Origin of the sequence: Subtercola frigoramans (assembly GCF_016907385.1) — a bacterium.
GTDB classification, from domain to species: domain Bacteria; phylum Actinomycetota; class Actinomycetes; order Actinomycetales; family Microbacteriaceae; genus Subtercola; species Subtercola frigoramans.
On the sequence record NZ_JAFBBU010000001.1, the window covers coordinates 3,532,182 to 3,555,407 of the forward strand.

Sequence of the window (23,226 nt, forward strand, 5' to 3'; positions counted from 1 at the left end):
GCTGGCGTGTGCGTCTGGTGGCGTGCGTGTCAGAAGACGGCGACGGGGTTGATCGGCGACCCGACGGCCCCGGTGATGGCCAGCGGCGACGCGACGAGCAGGAACTCGAAGCGCCCGCGTTCGATGCAGGCTTCGGCGAGGGCATCCAGGTCCCACAGCTCACCGATCGTGAGCCCGATGTTCGGTATCGCCACCTGGTGCAGCGGCTGGAAGGCCGGCACATCGAACTCGTTGGGTCGCACCTCGAACCCCCACGTGTCGGTGGCGATCGCGGCGATCTCGCTGCGGTGGATCCAGCCGGCCGTGGTGAGAGACAGCCCGGGTGCCGGGCCGCCCGCATAGTCGCCCCAGCCAGTGCGGCGAGCGCGAGTCAGCTGACCCGTGCGCACGAGCAGCATGTCGCCGGTGCCGACCACACTCGTCGCTCCCTGCGCCGAGATGCACGCGTTGAGATCGTCGGCGGTGATGGCGTAGCCGTCGTCGAGCTCACCGGTGTCGGGCCGCAGAAAGCGCCCGAGGTCGAGCAGGACCCCGCGCGAGACACCCGACGCCGCCGCGTGCTCGATGCCGGTCACCAGATCGCCTTCGCTCGTCACGACATCGCCGGCCCGGCGCCCGTTCCAGGCGAAACCGTGGTCGAAGATGTGCCCGAGTCCATCCCACTGCGTGGAACACTGCAGCGGCATGGCGATGACGTCGTCTGCCCCGCCGATGCCGTGCGGAAAGCCCTGCGACCCGCGCTCGGCATCGGTTCCCGTGTCGAGCATGGTGTGCACCGGGTTCGTGCGCCGACGCCAGCCCTTCTGCGGCCCGTTCATGTCGAACGGCTGGGTCAACGACAGCACTGTACCCTCGGTGACGAGGGCGGCAGCCTGTTTGCGCTTCGCCGCATCGATGAAGTTCAGCGTTCCGAGAACGTCATCCGCGCCCCAGCGCCCCCAGTTGCGGTACGCCTCTGCCCGCGCGACGATCTCCGCCTCGGGGTTGTTGCGGTCAAGACCGGCCGGATGCTCGGCAGGAGTCGTCACGACGCATCCCCCTCAGCCACACACCGCACCACCTGGGTACCGAGGCCCTCGATCGACCCCGTCATGACGTCGCCGTCACGCAGGAACCGCTTCCAATGCTGGCCGTTACCGGCCGGGCTGCCCGTCAGCAGCAGGTCGCCGGGCAGCAGCGGCATCGTCTGAGAGGCACCCGATACGAGGGCGGCGACGTCGAACAGCAGATCGCTGGTCGAGCCATCTTGCTTCGTCTCTCCGTTCAGGTCGAGGCGCAGGTTTGTGTCGCTGGTGTCGACGAACTGGGCAGGCACCAGGAACGGTCCCGTCGGCAGAAAGCCGGGGGCATTCTTCGCGCGGTACCAGTCAGTGCCGATCTCCTTCATGTCTTTGCGAAAGACCAGGTCACGGGTGGTGACGTCGTTCACGATCGTGTAGCCGGCGACGTGCTGAAGTGCCTCCGCGCGGCTCACGTGAAAAGCCCGCGAACCGATCACGACGGCGAGCTCGAGCTCCCAGTCGTGCACCTCACTGTAGGCAGGCAGCACGAGCGGTTCGTCATCACCCACGACACAGGCCGGAAGTCCGATGAAGAAGTACGGGTCGCCGTGGGCGGCGCGCTTGTCCATCATCTCGGCCGCGAACTCGCGAGCCTCCTCCGGGGTGCGCGATCCGTCCTGCGTCAGGCCAGCCGCAACGAGCTGGATGACGTGTTCGCGGTAGTTGGCGCCGGCTTGCAGCACCTGGCGGGGCTCGACGGGGGCGGTGAGAACAACCTCGCCCACGGGCATCCACTCATCGCCTTCAGCCGCCGCCAGGGCGGCCAGCCGGTTCCAGTCGGGTGCGCCGAGAAAGGTGTTGAGGTCTGGCGCACCGAGGTCAGACGGGCCGAGCGGTCGAATGCGCTCGCCGGCGACCAGCCCGAGCTGTACTGCATCGCCGTCGCGGTATCGTGCGAGGGCGAAGGGCGCGGTGAAACGGTTGGTCTGTGCCGTCACGGCCTAGCCCCGGCCCTGTTCGGCGTACGGGTTGAGCAGCGCCGCGCGGATCTCCTCTGGCACACCCTCCTCGGTCGCGCTGGGCCCGTCGGCAGCCGGGAACGACTCGGTCATCGACATCGGCATAGCGCCGTTTCGGTAGAAGTTGTTCGAGCCGAGCGACGGCTTCCAGGTGTTCGGAGTCCAGTCGGGCACGTAGTTGCGGTAGCCGCCGGTGTTGAGCTCGATGCGCAGGCTCGACGGCTCACGGTAGTAGAGGAACACTTGTTCGCCGATGCCGTGGATCGACGGGCCGTACTCGATGGGAACGCCGTTCTCCATCAGCACGTCGGCGGCGATCAGCACCTCTTCGCGGGTGTCGACCCAGAAGGCGTAGTGGTTGATGCGGCCGGCTCGGCTCGAGCCGTCGAGCACGACACCGAGGTCGTGGGACTTCTCGTTCGTGGTGAGCACCGAGAAAACCGAGATGGGCGCCTCGTCGAGCACAGTACGGGCCATGATGCGAAAGCCGAGAACGTCGTTGTACCAAGCGGCGAAGGCGTCGACGTCGCTGGTGGCGACCGTCACGTGGTCGAGCTGGCGCGGGGCCCCCGCAATCGGGCTGCGGCGCGAGGGGCGGTCGGGGTAGATCGAGGCCACGTCGTTCGCGCTGTCGTGGTGACGCGTCACGTCCCAGTGCAGCGTCATGCTGTGACCCCAGGGGCCCGTGAACCGGTAGGCCCGCCCGATGTGGGGCACCTCGACCCATTCGCCTGCTGCGCCGGCGGCCTCGATGCGCTTCGCCGCCCCCTCGAGCGCCTCGGCACTCGAGGTGCGCCACGCCATCGTGTCGAGTGCGGGCTCGTCGCCGGGCACGACGACGACACTGTAGGCGTAGTAGTCACCCCAGCAACGGAGGTAGACGGCGCCGTCGATTCGATCGACAACGGTGAGACCCACCCTGTTGACGTAGAAGTCGACCGACGCCTCAACGTCGGGAGTTGTGATCGCAACATAGGAGAGGTGCGAGAGAAGCGTGATCATCTTTGATCCTTTCCGGGGCCCCGATGGGCCGGCGTGCGGGCAGTGATACCAGTCTCGAAGGCAGATCTGTATCAGGGAACCACATATCGCCTATGCTTCATATCACTGACAATGATGCCCTCACCCCTGCGAAGGACCACGACGACGTGCCCGAACCCGCCCCCCTCTCCCGGCTCGACCTGAACCTGTTGGTGGCGCTCGACGCGCTACTCACCGAACGCAGCGTGACCCGCGCTGCCGAACGCCTCCATCTGAGCCAGCCTGCCCTCAGCGCATCGCTCTCCCGGCTGCGTACGCACTTCAATGACCCGATCCTGGCTCGTCGTGGCAATGCCTACGAGCTCACGCCGCTGGCGTTTCGCCTCATCGAGAACACCTCCACGGCCCTCGCGTCGGCGCGCAGAGTATTCGAGAGCCAGGCGACCTGGGCGCCGACCGAATCCGTTCGGGAATTTTCGATCTACGGCTCGGACTACGGGTTCGTCACGGTCGGCAAGGTCGTCTCCGAGCTCGCCGCCGAGCGCGCACCCGGCGTTCGCTTCAGCTTCATGCTGCACAACCCCACCATCGTCGAAGACGCAGCGAATCGCCTGCGATCCGTCGACGGCATGGTCATTCCGCACGGCCACGTCACCGAGCTGCCGTTCGCAGACCTCTGGCGCGACGACTGGGTCGCCCTTGTCGCGGAGTCCAACGATGAGGTGGGTGCCACGCTCTCGCTCGAGAACATGGCGGCCTCGCCGTGGGTGATGAACTTCCAGACCCGGTCGGCGTACACTTCGGCCGCGCGACAGGTGCAGCAACTCGGCATCGAACCCCGAACCGTCGTTGTCGTCGAGAGCTTTCTCTCGATGCCCCACTTCATCGCCGGCACCGACCGTGTCGGGTTGATCCAAGCAGCTCTCGCTCCCCTTGCATTGAAAGCGGGAGGCGTACGAGTCGTAGCACTGCCGTTCGAGCCCACACCCCTGGTGAATGCACTGTGGTGGCATCCATCGCACAATCACGACCCCGAGCACGCCTGGATGCGTTCCCTCTTCGCCGAGGCCGGCCGAATCGTCGAAGAGGGCGCCCACCACTCGGGGTGAGACGCCCTCTCCGGTGTCGATCGTCAGCGTTGCTTGACGAACCGTGCTACTTCAGGAAATCGGTCGTCGACCGGTTTCGCAGAACCGTGAAGATGATGGCAGCGATCACGAGGCTGACGATGCCCAGGAGACCCAGCGCCGGCTGGAGCGCACCCGCGATGCCGGTCAGCGCGATGACGGCGAGCGGCGAGAGGAACTGCCCGAGGAAGAAGGCCGACGTCCACAGCCCGGTGCCGCGGCCGCGCTCTTCGAAACTCAGCCCGGCCACCGCCCAGGTGAGCATCGTCGGCAGCAGGATGCCCGTTCCGGCACTGGCGATCACGGCACCGACAAGAACCAGCGCGAAGGAACTGCCTGCGGCCCAGATCACCATGAGGCCGACGGCGGCGAGGGTGAATCCGAGAGGGAGGAGGAGTTTCGCCTGCAACCGCGCAAGTCGCTTGAACGAAATGGCACCCGCAGCCGTGGCCAGCGAGGCGACCGCGCTGGCCAGCCCGATGATCGCGGTGGCCGAGACTCCGATGCCGGTCAAGACATACGAGAGCTGAACGATGACGGCGTAGAACACGATTCCACCGAAGATGGCCACGATGCAGGGGCCAGCGATGCGTGCCCAGGGAATCGGAGGCAGCTTCGCGCGCTCGCTCCTCGAGCGGCCGTTGCCGACGGGCTGCGAGATCAGCGGGATCATGAAGGCGAAGATGATCAAAGAACCGGCATAGACCCAGAATGGCGTGCGCCAGCCGGTAGCCCCCAGCGCACCACCGAGTGCGAAGAACACCGTGGCTGCGAGGGCGGTGACTACGGCTTGTAATCCGAAGTACCGGTTTCGACGTTGACCTGCGAAGTAGTCGCCCAGAAGCGTGGTACAGCAGGTGATGATCGCCGCCTCGGCGACACCGACTGCCAGACGGCTTGCCGCGATCGCGTAGAGGGAGTCAAGATAGAGCGGCATGGTGCCGACGAGTGCGTAGAGCACCAGGCCGAGCAGCAGAATCGTACGGCGATTAAAACGATCGACGATGCCCCCGGCGAACGGAGCCAGTATTGCGACCACGAGTGCCGGAATTCCAATGAGCAGCGGAACCAGAGCGGCGGCCCCGGGTGTGCTCGCGAAGAAATCGCTCATCGATGGCAGCACCGGGGTGATGAGCGTGGCAGCGAGCACCGGCATACAGCTGCCGGCAAGCAGGATCACGCCCTGGGGCGCTCCCGCGAGCTTGCCGTTGACCATTGGTCTGGCGTCATCGACTTCTGTCGGGATAGTGACGGCAGGGGCTTTCGTCATAGCGAATTCCAGTTTCTCTTCATTGAGCGGGCTTCGGTTCACGGCCGATTCTTCAGCCAAGAATCCCGGACGCCACGACGTTGAGGAAGCGGGAATGCGTAATAGTGCCTATCGACGCGGTCTATGCGGCGCGAGAACGGGACCGCGAAAACCAACGTCGTTCCACTGAGCGAACCAGGACCTGGGGTGCCGCAGAGTGTCTGCGTTATGGTCGTCTCACCTCGCGGCTCAGGAACAAGCGAGACAAGTGAAGGGACGCCGGGGGTGTGGTCATCATCATCCGTCGCCAGACAACGCATCGGCCTGGACCCTGAACGTGCGTACCTCGCACTGGGTGCTTCTGCCCTCCGGGTCGAGATCCTCACGTTCGTGCTCACGAACGCGAGCTCGTCCACAGCGGAGATCATGACCCAGTTCGCGATTACGCGCAATGGCGCACTGGATCATCTGCGGTTGTTGCAACGGAACGGCCTGGTCAGCGCAGAACGCCGCACCCACCCCCGCGGAAGCGGGCCGATCACCTACTGGTCGGCCGAGGAGGGCGACGTGGCAGTGGTCTTGTACGACCTCATCGACTACATTCTCGGGTTGGGTGCGGGCTGACCGGCAGCGACGCGAAGGATCGACGCGGGTTCAACGCCCCCCCGTCGATCCTTCGAGGCGGCTAGATCGCCGTGACGCCCGCGTCGATGATAAATTCTGAGCCCGTCGAGTAGCTCGACTCGTCTGAGGCCAGGAATAGCACGAGATTCGAAACTTCTTCTGGTTGGCCTATTCTGTTGAGCGGCATGCCCTCGATCACCCGCTCCAACAGCTCGGCTGGGGTGTCGGCCGGCGGCAGACGAAATGTTTATGATCGACCCTCCGCCCGCGGTCATCGACGCTATGACCGATTTGATTCCGAGCCAGGAGCCGACGAGGTTGATGTCGAGTGCGCGACGAAATACTTCTTCGCTGGTTTCTTCGAACGAGCCGGACGGCGCGATCCCCGCGTTGTTGACTAGGACATTCACATGCCCGAATCGGTCTTCGGCGGTTCGAATCAGCAGAGTCCAGTCTTCTGCTCTGGTGACGTCTTGTCGGACGAACATTACCGAATCGCCAAGTTCTGCCGCCAGTTCCTTCCCTGCTTCGTCGAGAACGTCCCCGAAGACAACTCGAGCTGAGTTGGTCAGAATTGGCGGCCCAGCTTCGGCAGCCGCTGAGCATCCCGCTGGAGCGCAGCAGCAGCATCCCTCAGGAGAATCGTCACTTCATCTACCCGCAAAGTCTGGCTCGGCCCCGAGATCGAAAGTGCCGCGGCCACAGGCCCATCGTCGAAGAACACGGGCACAGCGACGCAACTGACCCCCGGCGCTGACTCCTCGGTCTCCTGGGCGACACCATTGCCACGCACCCGATCCAGCTCGTCACGGAAGTCGCCGGCATCGGTTATCGTTCGCGGACCGACCGCGTCGAGACCGCGCGCAATCACTGCGTCGACGAGCTCGACCGGCGAGAACGCCAGAAGCGCTTTGCCGACTGCCGTGGCATGAGCCGGCACCCGACCACCGACTCGGCTCGGCATTCTCGGCGATGAGCGTACAGGCAGGATTTCGATGTAGACCACGTCGGCTTCTGTGATGACCGCAAGATGGACGGTGTTGCCCGAGACGTGCCGCAGAACTTCCATTCGTGCCAGGGCCAGCCTTCGCAAAGTGCGCGGGCGCATGGCCGACTCCCCGAGTTCGAAGAAGCGCAGGCCCAGCACCAGGCCGCCGGGCTGTTGTTCAAGGAAGCCGCGTTCGACGAGCTCGCCTGTGATGCGCCAGGTCGTCGTCTTCGAAATGCCGCTGCGTCTCGACAGCTCACTGACGCTCAGAACGGTATCGATTCCCGCGAAACAGTCCAGAATGGCCGAGACTCGTCCGATCACCGAACCGGACTCGTTCTGTTGAGTGGAACGCATGCATCCAGTATGCGAACTGATGCCTCTACTGTCGACCAACCGCGTCACTTTCACGAAAGGTCAAGGATGACCGAACAGACAATGATCCGAATGTATGCGGATCAGCTTGCCGAGGCGTATGTCTCAGGAAAACCCATCGACCCCCTCAGCGAAACCGACCCGGGGTTGACTATTGACGACGCCTACGCAATCCAGGCGGCCCAGATTCGTGACTGGGCGACGTCGGGACGGCATGTGCGGGGATACAAAGTCGGCCTGACGTCGCTCGCAATGCAGCGTCAACTCGGAGTCGATCAACCCGATTTCGGTTATCTGGTCGACGGCATGTACCACCAGCCCGGGTCGGTCGTGAGCATCGGCTCGTTCATTGCACCCAGGATCGAACCCGAGATCGCGTTCGTGCTCGGTGCAGATCTGAGCGGACCGGGTGTGACCGTCGAGGAGGCACGACGGGCGGTCAGCTCAGTGGTGGGGGCGCTCGAGCTGATCGACTCCCGCATCGTCGACTGGCGAATCTCGCTCATCGACACGATTGCTGACAATGCGAGCTCCGCGGGAGTCGTCGTGGGACATACCGCCCTGCCGCTTGAATCCCTCGACATCGAGGCATTGGCCGTGACCCTCGCCAAGAACGGAGAGCACGCGGGCTCCGGAACTGGTGCCGCAGTGCTCGGGTCGCCCCTGAACGCCCTGGTCTGGCTCGCGAACACGCTGGGAACTTACGGCGTAACGCTCAAGGCGGGCTCGGTCGTGATCCCCGGCAGCGTGTGCGCTGCGGTCCCTGTCGGCGCGGGCGACACCATCACAGCAGATTTCGGGCCACTCGGTTCCGTTTCACTCTCATTCTCATCGTGAAGGAAGAACGCATGGAGAAAACGAAGGCCGCGATCATCGGATCGGGCAACATCGGCACCGATCTCATGTTCAAGGTGATGCGCCTCAGTGAGACTCTCGAGATGGGCATGATGGTGGGCATCGACCCCACGTCTGACGGGCTCGCGCGTGCGAAGAGGCTCGGAATCGCCACAACCGCCGAGGGTGTCGACGGCCTCATCGCGAGCAGCGTCTTCGACGAGATCGACGTGGTCTTCGACGCAACGAGCGCCGGCGCCCACATCGCGAACAATGAAAAGCTGCAGCAGCACGGCAAACTCGTTATCGATCTCACCCCCGCCGCGATCGGTCCGTATGTCATTCCCGTCGTGAACCTCGAACGGCACGAGAAGGCGACAAACGTCAATCTCGTCACCTGCGGGGGGCAGGCGACCATTCCCATCGTGGCCGCGATCAGTGCGGTGGTGCCCGTGCACTACGCGGAGATTGTGGCGTCGATCGCCTCGAAATCGGCGGGCCCTGGGACCCGGGCCAACATCGACGAATTCACAGAAACGACGACAGCAGCGATCACCGAGGTCGGCGGCGCCGCAGCGGGCAAGGCCATCATCATCCTGAATCCGGCCGAACCGCCGATGATCATGCGCGACACCGTACTGGTCGTGACCGACCGGCTCACAACTGCTCAACGTGACGACATCGTCACGGCGGTGAAAGCCCAAGCCAGTGCCGTCAATGAGTACGTTGCCGGCTACCGACTGAAGCAGGACATCCAGTTCTCGGACGAGGGTTCAGAACTCGACCTCCTCCTCCCCGACGACAGGAAGACGGGCCTCTACACACGCGTGACGGTCTTCCTGGAGGTCGAAGGAGCCGCCATGTACCTGCCCGCCTATGCGGGCAATCTCGACATCATGACCTCGGCCGCGCTGCGCACAGCGGAACACCTCGTCGCGGCGAGGAAGGGAGCAACAGTATGAACACCAGGATCTACCTGCAGGATGTCACTCTGCGTGACGGGATGCACGCTCTACGACACCGCCTCGACCCGGCGATGGCCGCGAAGATCGCACGCGCCCTCGATGAAGCCGGTGTCGACGCCATCGAAGTCGCACACGGTGATGGGCTCGCGGGCAGCTCGCTCACGTACGGGGCAGGATCACACTCGAACCGCCAGTGGATCGAAGCCGTCGCCGCGGTCGTCGACAATGCGGTGCTGACGACGCTGTTGCTGCCCGGCATCGGCACGCTGCACGATCTGAAGGCTGCCTACGATCTCGGCGTACGGTCCGTTCGGATCGCCACGCACTGCACCGAGGCGGATGTCGCCAGACAGCACATCGAAACAGCGAAGACATGGGGCATGGATGTGTCGGGTTTTCTGATGATGTCGCATCTCAGCGAGCCGACCGCCCTCGCGGAGCAGGCGAAACTCATGGAATCATACGGTGCCGATTGCGTCTATGTGACCGACTCGGCGGGCCGACTCACCATGGACGGCGTGCGTGATCGTGTTCGCGCCTATCGGGCAGCATTGAAGCCAGAGACCCAGATCGGCATCCACGCCCACCAGAATCTCTCGCTGGCCGTTGCGAACTCCGTGGTGGCCGTCGAGTCAGGCGCCTGGCGTGTCGATGCGTCACTTGCTGGTCATGGCGCCGGTGCCGGCAACACACCCATCGAACCCTTCGTCGCTGTCGCGAAACTGAATGGTTGGGAGGTGGCTGCCGATGTCTTCGCGCTGCAGGATGCGGCCGATGACCTCGTGCGTCCCCTCCATGACCGCCCGGTGCAAGTCGACCGTGAAACACTCACGCTGGGCTACGCCGGCGTGTATTCGAGCTTCCTCAGGCATGCAGAACGAGCCAGCGAAACGTATGGAATCGACACTCGGGCCATTCTCGTAGAGGTCGGAGCACGCAAACTCATCGGTGGGCAGGAAGACGTGATCGCCGACGTGGCCCTCGACCTCAGAAGGCAGCGAGACCAGTGATCTCGCGCCCGACGATGAGCGACTGGATGGAATCGGTTCCCTCGTACGTATGGACCACCTCCATATCGGTGAGATGCCGTGCCACATGATTCTCCAGCAGGAGTCCATTCCCGCCGAGCATGTCACGTGCCTCGCGGCAGAGTGCACGGGACTTCTGACAGGTGAAGAGCTTCGCCAACGACGCCTGTTCGTTGGTCAGTCGTCCCTGGTCTTGCAGCGCCGCCGTGCGGAAACACAGGAGCTGCATCGCCGTGAGATCGGCGAGCATGTTCGCGAGCTTGTTCTGCACGAGCTGAGTCGCCGCGATCTGCCTGCCGAACTGCGATCGTTCCAGAGAGTAGCGCACGGCGATCTCGTAGGCGGCGACCGCGTGGCCGAGGGCCTCCCACGCAACGGTGCTGCGGGTGCGGTTGAGAACAGCAGAGACGTCGCGGAACGACGTCGACTTTTCGAGCAGGTTCGAAACCGGCACCCTCAGGCCCGAGATCGAGATCTGGGCCTGCTGGATGGCCCGCTTGGCGATCTTGCCGGTGATCGCCACCGCCGAATAGCCCTCGGGATACGCTCCATCCAGATTCTTCTCGATCACGAACGCCTTGACCTTTCCGTCAGCCGTGTCCCGCGCCCAGAGAACGACGATGTCGGCGACGTGGCCGAGACCGATCCAGCGTTTCTCCCCGTTGAGGACATAGTTTTCTCCGTCCCGGCTCGCGGTGGTCTCGAGCCTGACGGAGTCAGAGCCGTGCTCGGGTTCCGTCAGGGCGAAGGCCCCCAACTTCTCGAACCGAGCCATCGCGGGAAGCCACCGCTTCTTCTGAGCCTCGCTCCCGAGAAGGCTGATGGTTCCCATAGCCAATCCGGACTGTACGGCGTTCAGAGTATTGACGCTCCCGTCACCGCGCGAAAGTTCCATCGCCACAAGCCCGGTCTGGAGACGGGTCAGGCCCGGGCATCCGTAGCCTTCGATGGCGGTGCCGACGCCACCCGTGGCAGCGAGGTCAGGAAGAATCTCATAGGGGAAATCGGCCCGTTCCCAGTACTCGTTGATCAGGGGCGTCACCCGAGCATCGACGAAACCCCGCACCGTCGAGACGATCGCCCGATCGGCATCGTTGAGATAGTCGTCGAGAACGTAGAAGTCGGTATCGACCGCCCGAGGCATGGCCGGGGAGGTCGTCGAGTGTGCAGCGGATTGCGTGTTGATCGGCATGAGGTCACTCCAGGTTCGATGGCTGTCGACGAGCCTCGCACTCTGTGCATCAAACGTCCAATACCCGTTTCGATCCGTTCGATGCGCCCAGTGACATGATCGATTCGATAGACATTCAGCAGATGCGGGTGTTCCTCGCCGTCGCAGAGGAATTGCATTTCGGTCGTGCCGCCGCACGGCTGCACATGGCACAACCGCCGGTCAGCCGGGCAGTGCGCCGGCTCGAGCGCGACCTGGGTGCGACGTTGTTCGAACGTACCTCGCGCGAAGTTCGACTCACGACGGCCGGGCACGCCTTGGTGAAGCCAGCGGGCGAGATCATCGCCTCCGCGAAGCAGGCGAGTGCCCTCGTTCGCGATGCTGCCCGAAACAGGGAGCGCCCCGTGCGCATTGCGTACTCCGGCGCATCGACCCAGCGTCTCATCGGGCGGCTCGCGTGTTCGATCAATCGACTCGAGCCGGGCATCCAGATTGAATTCTCGGGTCGGAGTTTCGCCGAGCCAGCGTTGGAACTCCTCCTTCAGCATGACGTCGACATTGCAATCGGTCGTTGGGACGAGATTCCGAACTCGATCAGCAGCCACGTGATTGCGCAGGAGGAGCTCATCGTGATTGTGCCGAGCTCACACGTTCTAGCAACCGTCGGCTCCGCACAAATGAGCGACTTCGCGCCCGACCCGTTCGTGCTGTTGGCGCCACATCCCGGTGCTGTGCTCGACGACCGGTTGCGCCGGATGGAGCGTTCCGGCGGATTCGAGATCGCTGTCATTCACCTCGCCCCGGATTCGTGGACCGCGATATCGCTCGTGTCCGCGGGAGTCGGATGCTCGCTGACGGTGTCGACCGTGGCCGAAACAATCACCGATCCGCAGGTGAGGTCGGTGCGCCTGCTCAACGTTGTTCCTCCCGTCGAGCTCAGAATGGCGTGGCGGGGGGATGCCCGGGATTCCGCGACCCAGACGGTGGTTGCCCTCATCGACCAGCTTGCCCAATCGTGAAAGAGGCGAACGTGCACACGCGCAGCATCGATCACCGCTGATAGCAGGCCGGTCTCACCAAGGCGGCCGTCCGGGTGTCCTGATCTCTCGGCCGTTGGCTAGGCTCCATCGCGTCGAGCACCGAACGAAGGAGTCACTGAATGCCCGAAGCATTTCTGATCGGCGGGGCGCGAACGGCGGTGGGGCGATATGGCGGCGCTCTCGCGCAGGTGCGTCCGGATGATCTCGCCGCCATCGTCGTGCGGGAGGCCGTTGCCCGGGCCGGCGTTCCGGCAGAACGTGTGGACGAAGTCATCCTGGGCAATGCCAATGGTGCCGGAGAGGAGAACCGCAACGTAGCTCGCATGGCGTGGCTCCTCGCCGGGTTTCCCGAAGGCGTCCCCGGCATCACGGTCAACCGCCTGTGCGCATCCGGCATGTCTGCAGTTGCCCTGGCGACGAGCATGGTGCGCAGCGGCGATGCGGACATCGTGGTCGCGGGCGGCGTCGAATCCATGAGCCGTGCCCCCTGGGTGATGGCCAAGCCTTCGACAGCATGGGCCAAGCCGGGAGAAATCGTCGACTCGTCCATCGGCTGGCGATTCTCCAATCCGAGATTCGTTTCCGGCGATCTTGGGCGCGAAGGCAAGATGACGTATTCCATGCCCGAGACGGCAGAGGAGGTCGCCGATCGATTCGGAATCTCGAGAGACGACGCCGATAGGTTCGCAGTCGAATCCCACTCGCGTGCACTCGCGGCGATCGACGCCGGGCGATTCGTACCCGAGATCGTGGCCGTGCCGGTCGTCGATCGGCGTGGCGCTCAGACCATCGTCGACATCGACGAAGGGCCGCGGGCCGGCACCACCGCCCAAGTCCTGGCCGGATTGAGACCGGTAGTCAGAGCGGGTGGGGTCGTGACGGCTGGAAATTCGTCTACCCTGAACGACGGCGCTTCGGCTGTGGTGGTCGCTTCTGAGCGCGCGGTGAACGAATTCGGACTCGTGCCTCGCGCCCGTGTCGTCGCAAGCGCCTCTGCCGGGGTTGCGCCCGAGGTCATGGGAATCGGGCCAGTACCTGCGACTCGTCGCGTGCTCGACAAGGCCGGGTGGAGGCTGGCCGACATCGGGGCGGTCGAACTCAATGAGGCCTTCGCCACCCAATCGCTTGCCGTGATCAGGCAGCTCGATATGGACCCGTCGATCGTCAACAGCGACGGCGGAGCCATCGCACTCGGACACCCCCTTGGCTCGTCTGGCTCTCGAATCCTCATCACATTGCTCGGTCGAATGGAGCGCGAGGGGGTGAATCGAGGTCTGGCGACCATGTGCGTCGGGGTCGGTCAGGGTATGTCTCTAGTCCTGGAGCGAGCTTGATGAAAACTGGTGCTCGACTCCCGCAGCCAGACGGAAGATCGGACTGTAATAGGCTGCGCGTCGAGGATGCGGCCGACGACCGCATTGTCGTCACCCTGGACAATGCGCTCAGCAGGAACGCGATCGACGAAACGATGGTCGCCGAGTTGCATGCCGTTTGCTCGGTCCTCGAGAGCGAACCGCGAATCCTGATCTTGGCCGGGGCGAATGGACTCTTCGCGTCGGGTGCTGATATCGCTCAACTGCGGCAACGTGGTCGAGACGACGCACTGCGGGGAATCAACATCACCCTGTTCGAGCGTATCGCCAGGCTACCGATGCCGGTCATCGCCGCGGTGGAGGGATACGCACTCGGCGGCGGGGCGGAGCTCGCCTATGCTGCCGATTTCCGCCTCGCTGCCACCAGCCTCAGAATCGGCAATCCGGAGCCCGCGCTCGGTATCGTCGCCGGTGCCGGCGCGACCTGGCGACTCCGGGAACTTGTCGGAGAACCTCTTGCGAAGGAGATCCTCCTGGCCGGAAGGGTCCTCGATGCCACAGAGGCGAAGGCCGCCGGCCTTGTCACCTCGATTCATGCTTCCGATGCTCTACTGCCTGCGGCCCACGAACTCGCCGACCGAATCGGACGAAGCGATCCGCTCGCCGTGCGGCTGACGAAAGCCGCGTTCCACGCCCCGAGAAGCGCCCACCCTCTTGTCGACGAACTCGCTCAGGCGATCCTGTTCGAGTCGCCGGCCAAATTCGATCGGATGCAGGCTTTCCTCACCCGGCGATCCAGCACCCCGAATCCAACCGGCGAGCGAGGCGAGCGACAACCGACGACCCACACCAATGCTGTGCCACCGAAGGAAGGTCCATGATCGACATCTCCAGCACTCTCCCAGCCCGTGTAGGAGTACTCGGCGGAGGGCGCATGGGCGCCGGAATCGCGCATGCGTTCCTCCTGCATGGCTGCGACGTCGTGGTCATCGAGCGCGACGACGAGACCGCGACGGCCGCTCTCGAACGGGTTCGCGCCATGGTGCTGTCATCGGCCACGCGTGCACCGTCGACCGTCGACGTGTGGGAGACCTGCGGCCAGGTGCAGGTCTCCACCGATATCGGCGCTTTCACCGATCGCCAGCTTGTCGTCGAAGCCGTGCCGGAGCAGTTCGACCTGAAGACGGATGCGCTCCGCCGAGTCGAGAGCGTCATCGACCGGCGGGCGGCTCTCGCGACCAATACATCGTCGCTGAGCATCACCGCACTGGCCTCTTGTCTCGATCATCCGGATCGTTTCATCGGACTTCACTTCTTCAATCCGGTCCCTGCATCTGCGCTCGTCGAGATCGTCGTTGCACCGAAGACGAGTAGACCTCTGCGTACGGCATCGGCGGAATGGGTGCGCCGCCTCGACAAGACGCCCGTTGTCGTCAGCGACACACCGGGCTTCGCCTCGAGTCGCCTCGGAGTGGCGATTGCTCTCGAAGCGATGCGGATGCTCGAGGACGGAGTCGCCTCGGCTGAAGATATAGACCTTGCCATGCAGCTCGGCTACAAGCACCCCTCTGGACCGCTCAAGACAACCGACATCGTCGGGCTCGACGTTCGACTGGGCATAGCGGAATACCTCGAGCAGACACTCGGTGAGCGTTTCGCCCCACCTCGGATACTGCGGGACAAGGTTGCAGCGGGTGAGCTCGGTCGGAAGGCCGGCAAGGGCTTTTACGACTGGAGCAGCCCGAGCTGAGATTCTTGTCGGTGATCCCGAGGAGCGTGCAGTCGTGATTCGGATTTGCTCACTACCGAGCCAAAATCCGCTGTGGGAGCCTTGCTTGCGATGGCATGAACGGTGAGGTCGGCATCGTGGGCACACCGACACCGTTCGGCCACGAAAGCCGGCGCCGAATCACGGCGCAAAGACGTCAAGGAGCAAGTTCATGCAACAGATCGATGTCCCTGTACTGATCGTCGGCGCTGGGCCGGCGGGCCTGACGACCGCACTGTCGCTGCGCCAATACGGAGTCGAGTGCCTCCTCGTCGAGAAGTACGGCGGAACAGCACACACGCCTCGAGCACACATCGTCAACCAGCGCACCGTTGAAATCATGCGACACCTCGGACTCGAGGAAGGCCTCCGCGAGGTTGCCACTCCCTCTGAGCTCATGCGCAACAACCTCTGGATCACGACATTGGCTGACCCCGAAGTGGCTCGCCTCGAAGCCTGGGGAACGGGAATCGAACGGTCGGGTGACTATGCCGCCGCAAGCCCGAGCCAGATGGTGAACTGCCCGCAGACCGTCTTCGAGCCCCTGCTCCTGGATGCGCTGCTGGAGACTGGTTGCGATGTGAGGATGCGCCACGAACTCGTATCGTTCGAACAGGACGACACAGGTGTGACCAGTACGGTGATCGACAGGGACACGGGTGAGTCGCTGCTGGTGCGCTCCCAATTCGTAGTCGGGGCCGACGGCGCAGCAGGTCGCGTACTTCCTCTGGCTGGCCTGGTGGTTGAGGGAAAGACCGCGATTGCGAACGCTTTCAATATCTGGTTCCGAGCCGACCTCGCCCCGTACCTGGCGCACCGCCCGGGTGTGCTCGCCTGGAACCTCGCGCCCGGGCCGCTGCCTACGGGGCGTCTGGGCACGCTGATCTGCCACCGCCCCTTCACGGAATTTGTGCTCGTCATCAACTACGATCCCGAGAACGAAGACCCCACTTCGTTCGATGACGACGAACTCAAGAGACGCATCCGCGCGGTCATCGGGGAGGACGGCGTCGACATCGAGATTCTGGGCACATCGCCCTGGGTCGTCAACGCCCTGGTTGCTCCGCACTACTCCGCGGGCCGCGTCTTCTGCATGGGAGACGCCGTACATCGTCACCCGCCGGCGAACGGTCTCGGACTCAACATGTCCGTCGCGGACGCATTCAACCTGGCCTGGAAGCTGGCCCTCGTCGTCAAAGACCAGGCGGGCCCCGAGCTTTTGGAGAGCTATTCCACAGAACGCCAACCCATCGGAGCAGCAGGTGTGGCGCGGGCTCTCGCGAGCCGTGGCGAGTTTGCCGCAGTGGCAGACGCGCTCGGCTACGAGCCAGGGCAATCCACGGAGGAGGGCCGACGGTTGCTCGACGAGTTGAGCACCCCGGGAGCGGCGGGTGAACACCGTCGGGATCTTCTCCGTGCGGCGGTGCGTCGCACGAACCATCAATTCAACGCGCACGGTATCGAATTGGGATATCGCTACTCGGTCGGCGCCCTCGTCGACGACGTTCCTGAAGAGCCACATCCCGACTACGACACTGTGCTCTACTACCGGCCAACCACACGCCCCGGTGCGCGCCTACCGCATGCCCGCGTGGGGCTCGGCACAAGCGAACTGTCCACCCTCGACCTGGTTGACGGAGCGCGTTTTGCTCTCATCACGGGGCTGGGTGGCGAGGGTTGGCGAGCGGCCGCGGCGGCCGTATCCGCGGCGACAGGCGTGGGCATCGATGTCCATGTGATCGGCGAACCCGGCGGGCTGCAAGACCTCTATGGCGAATGGGCCGACCGACGCGAGATCGCCGATACCGGTTGCGTCCTGGTACGCCCCGACCGTCATGTCGGATGGCGTGCCGGAAACTTCGCGGACGATGCCGCTGACGTGCTGACCCGAGCACTGAACGACGTTCTCTGCATGGCTGTCACCGAGCCCGTGCCCGCCGGCAGATAGGCAATCCGTATCGGGCGATACCCACTCGACCACTAGTCGGGCTGAGGCGCCGCTGCGAGCATTATTGCGCGCTCGACGCACGATCCACACGCCGTCATGGCGTGCCAATCAAAGGAGATTACGTGAAAATCGGCATGTTCTTCGCCCCGGCCCACCCGCCGGAGCGAACACAAGAAATCGGCGGATACAAGCGGATGTTCGACTGGGACATCTCGGTCATCAAGCACGCCGACGAACTCGGGTTCGAGGAGATCTGGTACGGCGAGCATTACACCCACAAATGGGAGCCCGTTCCGTCGCCGGATCTGGTTCTTCAGACCGCCGCACGCGAGACCAAGAACATCAAACTCGGTGCCGGCACCTTCCTTCCGCCGTTCCATCACCCCGCTGAGCTCGCAGCGCGCATCTCGTATCAGGACCAGCTGCTCGAAGGTCGTTACCTGGTTGGTTTCGGCGCAGGATCGGTTCCCTCTGACCTCACGATGTTCAATATCGACATGGCGGCGGGCGAACACCGCGACATGAACCGCGAAGCGGTCGAGGTCATTCTCAAGTACTGGACAGAGCCGGGCCCGTGGCGCCACGAAGGAAAGTACTGGACGTGCGAGAAGGTCGCCGCCGATGCCTTCCCCATCGTGCCCGGCACGCTGGGCGACCACCTCCGCCCGTACCAGAGTCCGCATCCGCCGATAGCGGTCTCGGGCCTCAGCCCCAATTCCCCGTCACTCGAATGGGCGGGCGAGATGGGATTCATCCCGATCTCGTTGAACATGAACAACCGGTTCATGGCTGGGCACTGGGAGACGGTGGAGAGAGGCGCCGCGAAGACGGGCCGGACCGCGAATCGTAACGACTGGCGCATCGCGCGCGAAGTCTTCGTGGCCGATACCGATGAGGAGGCCCTCGAGAACGTGCGGAACGGCTTCTATGGCCGCTTCTACGCAGAGCAGCTACTGCCTGTGTTCAAGAACCTCGGTGGGTTCGCGAACAACTGGAAGCACGACGACTCCGTCACCGATGACGACCTGACGCTGGAGTACCTCATCGAGAACCTCTTCGTCGTCGGCTCCGTCGAGACGGTGACCAGGAAGCTGATCCAGATGCAGAAGGAGTCCGGTGGCTTCGGCACCCTGCTTGTGGAGGCAATGGATTACGAAGATCGCAAAGATGCCTGGTTCCACTCTCTCGAGCTTCTCGCGAACGAGGTTCTTCCTGCTGTCAACGCAGAGACGGAGAACCGATGAGTGTTCCTTTCCCGATCGACGAGACCTATGTCGAACCGAATTTCGATGTCGCCCAGCTCGCCAGCGTCGAGATCTTCTCGCCGAAAGTCGACGAGACGCTCTGGTTCTTCACCGAGCTCTTGGGGATGTCTGAGTCAGGTCGAGACGGTGATTCGGTGTACCTGCGCGCGTACGAGGATTACTACCACCACTCCCTCAAGGTCACCTATCGCAACGAGCCGGGCATCGGGCGCACAACCTGGCGCACGAGCTCGCCTCAGGCCCTCGGGCGCCGGAGCTCGGCGCTGGAAGCCAACGGGGTAGCCGTGTCGTGGCGTGACGGAGATCTGGGGCAGGGGCCCGCAGCGGACTTCGTTTCGCCGTCGGGGCACACTCACTCCATGCTCTGGGAGGTCGACTACTACGAGGCTCCCGAGTCGGAGCGTTCACGCCTGCTCAGTCGCCCCCAGAAACGACCGCTCAAAGGCGTTCCGGTTCGTCGGCTCGACCACGTCAACCATCTCGTCGACGATGTCACAGCGAACCGCGAATTCCTTCAGGACAACCTCGGGTTCAGGCTGCGCGAGAACATCGTCGTGCAGCAGCGCGAGGCCGCTGCATGGATGAGCGTGAGCCCGCTCGTGCACGAAATCGCCAACCTCGCCGACCGCACGGGTCGGTCGGCAGGCGGGAATGGTGGGCTGCACCACCTCGCCTTCTGGTACGGATTTCCCCAGCACCTGCTCGACGCCGCAGACATGTTCACTGACTACGGCCTCACTATCGATATCGGACCTGGCAAGCACGGTGCTACCCAGGCTCAGTTCCTCTACGTGTTCGAGCCGGGTGGAAACCGCGTTGAGCTCTTCGGCGATGTGGGTTACCTGATCTTCGATCCAGCCTGGAAGCCGCTCACCTGGACGGAGAAAGATGTCGACAAGTCCCTGATCTGGTACGGCTCGCCACTGAATCGCGAGTTCACCCTGTTCAGCGATCGAGTCGCCGTCTGATGCCGTGATCTCGAAAGTGACCTGCGACATCCGAGAGGCTGTCGCAGGAATTGGCGATGGCGCGACAGTGATGATCAGCGGCTTCGGCCGTGCGGGCCAACCGGTCGAACTCATCGATGCCCTTGTCGCGCATGGGGCCGGCGAGCTCACCATCGTCAGTAACAATGCGGGGAGCGGCGACACGGGGATCGCCGCTCTTCTCGCTGCCGGGAGGGTGCGCAAGGTGGTCTGTTCGTTTCCGCGCCAGAGCGACTCGTGGGTCTTCGACAGGCTCTACTGCGCGGGGAAAATCGAGCTCGAGCTCGTTCCGCAAGGCAACCTGGCCGAGAGAATTCGCGCCGCCGGCGCTGGGATCGGCGCCTTCTTCACTCCCACAGGTGTGGGCACGGCTCTGGCGGTGGGCAAAGAGCACCGCACCATCGACGGCCGCGAACATGTTCTCGAGTTCTCCATCCATGCCGACGCAGCGCTCATCAGCGCCTTGCACGGCGACCGGCACGGCAATCTGGTCTACCGCAAGACTGGCCGCAACTTCGGGCCGATCATGGCCACCGCCGCGACGACGACGATCGCCCAGGTCGACTCCTGCCTCGATCTGGGCGATCTCGATCCTGAGGCCGTGGTGACACCGGGAATCTATGTCGATCACGTCGTACCGGTGGGCGAACGCGCATGGTTGGCTGCCGGAGTATTTGTTGGCGGCAGCGACGCCACCGGTCGCCCGCTCGACGATTCGGTCCGGCGATGAAGGGGCCCGCCAGCCGCGAGCAGCTTGCCGCACTGATCGCGAGAGACATCCCTGAGGGTTCGGTAGTGAATCTCGGCATTGGAGCCCCGACGCTCGTCGCCGACTACATCCCCGCCGACCTCGAGATCATTCTGCACACAGAGAACGGTCTCCTCGGCATGGGGCCAGCTCCCACACCTGATCGCATCGATCCGGACCTGGTGAACGCGGGCAAACAACCGGTGACCGAACGCCCCGGTTCCTCGTTTTTCCACCACGCCGATTCATTCGCGATGATGCGAGGCGGCCACATCGATCTGTGCGTTCTTGGTGCCTTCCAAGTCTCCGAGCACGGCGACCTTGCGAACTGGTCGACGGGTGAAGTTGACAGCGTTCCTGCCGTCGGAGGAGCCATGGACCTCGCCCGCGGCGCCAAGCGCGTCTATGTTCTGACCGATCTCTTCACCAAGACGGGGGCGTCGAAGCTGGTCTCGGCATGTTCCTATCCACTGACAGCCGCTGCGTGCGTGAGCAGGGTGTACACCGACTACGGGGTCTTCGATGTCACTGATGGCGGTCTCCGGGTACGGCAGACCTTCGGTGCCACGACGAAGGAGCTGGAGGCCCTGATCGGCCTCCAGCTCCTCGACTGAGTCGTTCTGTTCTACTCCTTATTCGTCGTGCGCGATGAAGGATGTGACGATTCGGTTGAACTCTGCCGCATGTTCAAGCTGGGCCCAGTGACCGCACCTGTTGATGACGACGAGTCGAGAATCCTGGATGACCGACACGAGGCGCAACGAATTCTCCATGCTGAGCACACGATCGTCTCTGCCGTGAATGAGCAGGACCGGCACCGATATCGACGCTATTTCTTCATACGATGCCGGCTTACTGACGATGGGCAGGCCTTCAGCCAGGTCGGCGACGAAATTCTCCCGATGGGTTGCAAACCTCAGCGCGTTCCTCGATCGCTCGCGGGCCACCTCGTCCGACGCGCCGCTCGAATCGAAGGTCATCACGTCGACGAGGCGCTTCATGTTCTCGGGCGACGGGTCACGGTAGGCCGCGAAGAGCACCTTCAGACCCTCTGATGGACCGTCTCCGGCACTGAACATCATGCGCTGACCGACCATGGCGGCACCCATCGTCACCACGTGGGTGACCCGATCGGGATGGCGTGCCGCAAATGCCAGGGACGTCACTGCCCCCATCGAATTGCCGACGACTGCCGTTCTCTCGATCTCCAGAGCGTCGAGCACTTCAATCAGGGTCGCGACGTGATCGCGTTCTCGCACTCGAGCGGGGTGGGATTGGCCCCAGCCCGGCATGTCGATCGCCACGACGCGGAATCGAGCGGAGAGCGCGGCGATGTTGGCTCCGAAGTTGCTCCAGGCAGTCGCCCCGGGCCCGCTGCCGTGCAGAAGCACGACAGCGGGGCCACTGCCGACATCGTGATAGTGGATGTTGCCCGAGGATACGGAGATCAGACGTTCGCTCTCGGTTTCAGAGGTGCCGATCATCCCGATCATGCCGAGACAGCCGAGGCGGGCACCCGTTCGCCGAGCGCCGCGTTGACCGCAGGAACAACCTCTTCGGCCATCAGCTGCATGGAGTGGAACCACTCATCCTTTTGGCTCTCGTAGTCGACTCCTTCCATCAGCAGCGTGCCGAATCCCCCGGTCTGCGTCTGCATGTCGATCAACTTCTCGGTGACGGTCTCGACCGATCCGACAAGGAACTGGTGTTCGAGCAAGTACTCCAGGTCGAGATCTGCATCCTGCACCGATGCATCGTGCTTCCAGTTCTCTCCATACCCTAGGAACTTGAAGATAGGAAGAAGGAATCCATTGTTGAACTGCCCAAAGTACCCGCTGCGCGCGAGATCAAGGGCTTCCTCGTCGGTGTCGGCCACCACCACCTCGCGAGCGATCCTCCAGTCGCTGCGGTTCGGCACGCGCCCTCGGCTCTCGGCCGCCGCAGCATAGGTGTCCCACTGGCCGGCCATGAAACGCGTATTCATCGCCAGTGAAATGGGCAGCAATCCCTCTTCACCGGCCCATTTGAGCGTCGCTGAGTTAGCGCTCAGACCGGCAGAGGCCAACGGCGGGTGCGGGTGCTGGTAGGGCTTGAGGTGGTCTCCGAGCGTGCCGGGTACCGCCGGAAATGAATCCGAAGCGACCTTGCTGCACGTCCAGAATTCTCCCTCGAAACGCCACGGGCCTTCCTCGGTCCAGTACTTCCGCATGATCTCGAGTCCCTCGCTCGCCATACGACGGTGGTCTCCTGCGGCCATGTCGATGCCGAACATCTGCGCGTCTGTCGGGGTGCCACCAGAGCCGATACCGACCATGTAGCGGCCTTCGAGGAGCTGATCCTGGTACGAGATACGCGCGGCGAGTTCCGCGGGGTGGTGGAAACCGGGAATGTGAGCGCCTGCAGCGAGCACGATATTCGTGGTCTCGCGGATGGCCGCCTGAATCAACAGGTCGGGCGAGGGCAACGGCTCCCACAGATTGGTGAAGTGCTCACCGACCCAGGCTTCTGAATAGCCGAGTCGGTCTGCCTCCTTGATCATTGTGAGGTCCCACTCGAAACCCCGCTTGTAGCCACCGCGTGACTGCGATTGCTCCGGAAGGTGGCCGGTCATGAGAAAGAGTCCGAGTTTCATATGCCTCTCCATCGAGTCTTGTCGTCGTTGGTATCGCCCATCGCTTATGCGGTCGGCGCCCGCGATCAGGTTGACACGGCAACGACCGTGCGTACTAGGTGCCAATCACGTATCGCCACGCAATTCCGGGCGTATCGCCAAGTGAGATCACGCTGGTATCCCGT

General features: G+C 63.6%; 23 protein-coding genes and 1 pseudogene. 14 read left to right on the forward strand and 10 right to left on the reverse strand.

Annotation, left to right across the window (positions count from 1 at the left end):
- Window positions 1–29: 29 nt before the first annotated feature.
- The 3 genes from JOE66_RS16275 to JOE66_RS16285 are packed head-to-tail and all read right to left on the reverse strand — an operon-like array spanning window position 30 to window position 3,022.
- A complete protein-coding gene (locus JOE66_RS16275; RefSeq protein ID WP_205111206.1) occupies window positions 30–1,028 on the reverse strand; it encodes a cyclase family protein in 999 nt (332 codons plus the stop codon).
- On the reverse strand, window positions 1,025–1,999 hold the full coding sequence (locus JOE66_RS16280) for a fumarylacetoacetate hydrolase family protein (RefSeq protein WP_205111208.1): 975 nt from the start codon (window positions 1,997–1,999) through the stop codon (window positions 1,025–1,027). Before JOE66_RS16280 ends, JOE66_RS16275 begins: the two co-directional genes overlap by 4 nt.
- A gap of 3 nt (window positions 2,000–2,002) precedes the next feature.
- Window positions 2,003–3,022, reverse strand: a complete 1,020-nt coding sequence (locus JOE66_RS16285; RefSeq protein ID WP_205111210.1) for a VOC family protein — start codon at window positions 3,020–3,022, stop codon at window positions 2,003–2,005.
- A gap of 92 nt (window positions 3,023–3,114) precedes the next feature.
- Here JOE66_RS16285 and JOE66_RS16290 point away from each other — a divergent pair, with 92 nt between their 5' ends.
- Complete coding sequence (locus JOE66_RS16290) at window positions 3,115–4,110, forward strand: LysR family transcriptional regulator (RefSeq protein WP_205111212.1); 996 nt, start codon at window positions 3,115–3,117, stop codon at window positions 4,108–4,110.
- A gap of 46 nt (window positions 4,111–4,156) precedes the next feature.
- On the opposite strand, the gene JOE66_RS16295 is transcribed toward JOE66_RS16290, so the two are convergent.
- A complete protein-coding gene (locus JOE66_RS16295) occupies window positions 4,157–5,398 on the reverse strand; it encodes an MFS transporter (protein ID WP_239518339.1) in 1,242 nt (413 codons plus the stop codon).
- A 207-nt stretch (window positions 5,399–5,605) separates the two neighbouring features.
- Here JOE66_RS16295 and JOE66_RS16300 point away from each other — a divergent pair, with 207 nt between their 5' ends.
- On the forward strand, window positions 5,606–6,001 hold the full coding sequence (locus JOE66_RS16300; RefSeq protein WP_205111214.1) for a helix-turn-helix domain-containing protein: 396 nt from the start codon (window positions 5,606–5,608) through the stop codon (window positions 5,999–6,001).
- A 61-nt stretch (window positions 6,002–6,062) separates the two neighbouring features.
- On the opposite strand, the gene JOE66_RS17400 is transcribed toward JOE66_RS16300, so the two are convergent.
- The 3 genes and pseudogenes from JOE66_RS17400 to JOE66_RS16310 all read right to left on the reverse strand — a co-directional run bounded on the left by JOE66_RS17400 (window position 6,063) and on the right by JOE66_RS16310 (window position 7,346).
- The gene (locus JOE66_RS17400; RefSeq protein ID WP_275576825.1) at window positions 6,063–6,209 is read right to left on the reverse strand and encodes an SDR family oxidoreductase; all 147 of its coding nucleotides are present in this window, start codon (window positions 6,207–6,209) and stop codon (window positions 6,063–6,065) included.
- A gap of 13 nt (window positions 6,210–6,222) precedes the next feature.
- A pseudogene (locus tag JOE66_RS17875) lies at window positions 6,223–6,576 on the reverse strand (SDR family NAD(P)-dependent oxidoreductase); the annotation flags it as partial.
- Window positions 6,570–7,346 (reverse strand): IclR family transcriptional regulator, encoded by a 777-nt coding sequence (locus JOE66_RS16310; RefSeq protein WP_205111216.1) that lies wholly within the window; start codon window positions 7,344–7,346, stop codon window positions 6,570–6,572. The pseudogene JOE66_RS17875 and the gene JOE66_RS16310, both read right to left, overlap by 7 nt.
- 66 nt (window positions 7,347–7,412) lie before the next feature.
- On the opposite strand from JOE66_RS16310, the gene JOE66_RS16315 reads away from it, so the two are divergent.
- From JOE66_RS16315 to dmpG, 3 genes are read left to right on the forward strand one after another with little or no spacing between them, the layout of a single operon-like run.
- Window positions 7,413–8,201: a 2-keto-4-pentenoate hydratase gene (locus tag JOE66_RS16315; RefSeq protein ID WP_239518341.1), complete on the forward strand. Its 789-nt coding sequence runs from the start codon at window positions 7,413–7,415 to the stop codon at window positions 8,199–8,201.
- 11 nt (window positions 8,202–8,212) lie between these two features.
- Window positions 8,213–9,160, forward strand: a complete 948-nt coding sequence (locus JOE66_RS16320; RefSeq protein ID WP_205111218.1) for an acetaldehyde dehydrogenase (acetylating) — start codon at window positions 8,213–8,215, stop codon at window positions 9,158–9,160.
- Complete coding sequence (gene dmpG / locus JOE66_RS16325) at window positions 9,157–10,173, forward strand: 4-hydroxy-2-oxovalerate aldolase (protein ID WP_205111220.1); 1,017 nt, start codon at window positions 9,157–9,159, stop codon at window positions 10,171–10,173. Before JOE66_RS16320 ends, dmpG begins: the two co-directional genes overlap by 4 nt.
- On the opposite strand, the gene JOE66_RS16330 is transcribed toward dmpG, so the two are convergent.
- Complete coding sequence (locus JOE66_RS16330) at window positions 10,151–11,383, reverse strand: acyl-CoA dehydrogenase family protein (protein ID WP_239518342.1); 1,233 nt, start codon at window positions 11,381–11,383, stop codon at window positions 10,151–10,153. The two genes, dmpG and JOE66_RS16330, sit on opposite strands and share 23 nt — an antisense overlap.
- 95 nt (window positions 11,384–11,478) lie before the next feature.
- Here JOE66_RS16330 and JOE66_RS16335 point away from each other — a divergent pair, with 95 nt between their 5' ends.
- The 9 genes from JOE66_RS16335 (at window position 11,479) to JOE66_RS16375 (ending at window position 21,044) form a co-directional block, all read left to right on the forward strand.
- A complete protein-coding gene (locus JOE66_RS16335; protein ID WP_239518343.1) occupies window positions 11,479–12,381 on the forward strand; it encodes a LysR family transcriptional regulator in 903 nt (300 codons plus the stop codon).
- Between the two features lie 140 nt (window positions 12,382–12,521).
- Window positions 12,522–13,736 (forward strand): thiolase family protein, encoded by a 1,215-nt coding sequence (locus JOE66_RS16340; RefSeq protein ID WP_205111222.1) that lies wholly within the window; start codon window positions 12,522–12,524, stop codon window positions 13,734–13,736.
- A complete protein-coding gene (locus JOE66_RS16345; RefSeq protein ID WP_205111224.1) occupies window positions 13,736–14,596 on the forward strand; it encodes an enoyl-CoA hydratase/isomerase family protein in 861 nt (286 codons plus the stop codon). Before JOE66_RS16340 ends, JOE66_RS16345 begins: the two co-directional genes overlap by 1 nt.
- The gene (locus JOE66_RS16350; protein ID WP_205111226.1) at window positions 14,593–15,465 is read left to right on the forward strand and encodes a 3-hydroxyacyl-CoA dehydrogenase family protein; all 873 of its coding nucleotides are present in this window, start codon (window positions 14,593–14,595) and stop codon (window positions 15,463–15,465) included. The genes JOE66_RS16345 and JOE66_RS16350 overlap by 4 nt, the downstream gene beginning before the upstream one ends.
- Window positions 15,466–15,655: 190 nt before the next feature.
- Window positions 15,656–17,431, forward strand: coding sequence for an FAD-dependent monooxygenase (locus tag JOE66_RS16355; RefSeq protein ID WP_205111228.1), 1,776 nt, complete (start codon window positions 15,656–15,658; stop codon window positions 17,429–17,431).
- A gap of 122 nt (window positions 17,432–17,553) precedes the next feature.
- A complete protein-coding gene (locus JOE66_RS16360; RefSeq protein WP_205111230.1) occupies window positions 17,554–18,675 on the forward strand; it encodes an LLM class flavin-dependent oxidoreductase in 1,122 nt (373 codons plus the stop codon).
- The gene (locus tag JOE66_RS16365; protein WP_205111232.1) at window positions 18,672–19,664 is read left to right on the forward strand and encodes a VOC family protein; all 993 of its coding nucleotides are present in this window, start codon (window positions 18,672–18,674) and stop codon (window positions 19,662–19,664) included. Before JOE66_RS16360 ends, JOE66_RS16365 begins: the two co-directional genes overlap by 4 nt.
- Before the next feature lie 7 nt (window positions 19,665–19,671).
- Complete coding sequence (locus tag JOE66_RS16370) at window positions 19,672–20,412, forward strand: 3-oxoacid CoA-transferase subunit A (RefSeq protein ID WP_205112148.1); 741 nt, start codon at window positions 19,672–19,674, stop codon at window positions 20,410–20,412.
- Entirely contained in the window at window positions 20,409–21,044 is a 636-nt protein-coding gene (locus JOE66_RS16375) for a 3-oxoacid CoA-transferase subunit B (protein ID WP_205111234.1), read from the forward strand. The genes JOE66_RS16370 and JOE66_RS16375 overlap by 4 nt, the downstream gene beginning before the upstream one ends.
- 18 nt (window positions 21,045–21,062) lie before the next feature.
- Here the strand turns inward: JOE66_RS16375 and JOE66_RS16380 are convergent, their stop codons facing one another.
- Both JOE66_RS16380 and JOE66_RS16385 read right to left on the reverse strand, forming a co-directional pair.
- The gene (locus JOE66_RS16380) at window positions 21,063–21,923 is read right to left on the reverse strand and encodes an alpha/beta fold hydrolase (RefSeq protein WP_239518344.1); all 861 of its coding nucleotides are present in this window, start codon (window positions 21,921–21,923) and stop codon (window positions 21,063–21,065) included.
- Window positions 21,920–23,062 carry an LLM class flavin-dependent oxidoreductase gene (locus JOE66_RS16385; protein ID WP_205111236.1) on the reverse strand — a complete coding sequence of 381 codons (1,143 nt, stop codon included), beginning with the start codon at window positions 23,060–23,062 and terminating at the stop codon, window positions 21,920–21,922. Before JOE66_RS16385 ends, JOE66_RS16380 begins: the two co-directional genes overlap by 4 nt.
- Between the last annotated feature and the right edge of the window lie 164 nt (window positions 23,063–23,226).

Bases quoted from the DNA above. Each gene is read 5' to 3' on its own strand.
- JOE66_RS16335 (WP_239518343.1), top strand. From the start codon at position 11,479: ATGATCGATTCGATAGACATTCAGCAGATGCGGGTGTTCCTCGCCGTC.
- JOE66_RS16380 (WP_239518344.1), bottom strand. From the start codon at position 21,923: ATGATCGGGATGATCGGCACCTCTGAAACCGAGAGCGAACGTCTGATC.
- JOE66_RS16375 (WP_205111234.1), top strand. From the start codon at position 20,409: ATGAAGGGGCCCGCCAGCCGCGAGCAGCTTGCCGCACTGATCGCGAGA.
- JOE66_RS16320 (WP_205111218.1), top strand. From the start codon at position 8,213: ATGGAGAAAACGAAGGCCGCGATCATCGGATCGGGCAACATCGGCACC.
- JOE66_RS16365 (WP_205111232.1), top strand. From the start codon at position 18,672: ATGAGTGTTCCTTTCCCGATCGACGAGACCTATGTCGAACCGAATTTC.
- JOE66_RS16345 (WP_205111224.1), top strand. From the start codon at position 13,736: ATGAAAACTGGTGCTCGACTCCCGCAGCCAGACGGAAGATCGGACTGT.
- JOE66_RS16300 (WP_205111214.1), top strand. From the start codon at position 5,606: ATGGTCGTCTCACCTCGCGGCTCAGGAACAAGCGAGACAAGTGAAGGG.
- JOE66_RS16350 (WP_205111226.1), top strand. From the start codon at position 14,593: ATGATCGACATCTCCAGCACTCTCCCAGCCCGTGTAGGAGTACTCGGC.
- JOE66_RS16355 (WP_205111228.1), top strand. From the start codon at position 15,656: ATGCAACAGATCGATGTCCCTGTACTGATCGTCGGCGCTGGGCCGGCG.
- JOE66_RS16385 (WP_205111236.1), bottom strand. From the start codon at position 23,062: ATGAAACTCGGACTCTTTCTCATGACCGGCCACCTTCCGGAGCAATCG.
- dmpG (WP_205111220.1), top strand. From the start codon at position 9,157: ATGAACACCAGGATCTACCTGCAGGATGTCACTCTGCGTGACGGGATG.
- JOE66_RS16310 (WP_205111216.1), bottom strand. From the start codon at position 7,346: ATGCGTTCCACTCAACAGAACGAGTCCGGTTCGGTGATCGGACGAGTC.
- JOE66_RS16290 (WP_205111212.1), top strand. From the start codon at position 3,115: ATGCTTCATATCACTGACAATGATGCCCTCACCCCTGCGAAGGACCAC.
- JOE66_RS16340 (WP_205111222.1), top strand. From the start codon at position 12,522: ATGCCCGAAGCATTTCTGATCGGCGGGGCGCGAACGGCGGTGGGGCGA.
- JOE66_RS16330 (WP_239518342.1), bottom strand. From the start codon at position 11,383: ATGCCGATCAACACGCAATCCGCTGCACACTCGACGACCTCCCCGGCC.
- JOE66_RS16295 (WP_239518339.1), bottom strand. From the start codon at position 5,398: ATGACGAAAGCCCCTGCCGTCACTATCCCGACAGAAGTCGATGACGCC.
- JOE66_RS16315 (WP_239518341.1), top strand. From the start codon at position 7,413: ATGACCGAACAGACAATGATCCGAATGTATGCGGATCAGCTTGCCGAG.
- JOE66_RS16285 (WP_205111210.1), bottom strand. From the start codon at position 3,022: ATGATCACGCTTCTCTCGCACCTCTCCTATGTTGCGATCACAACTCCC.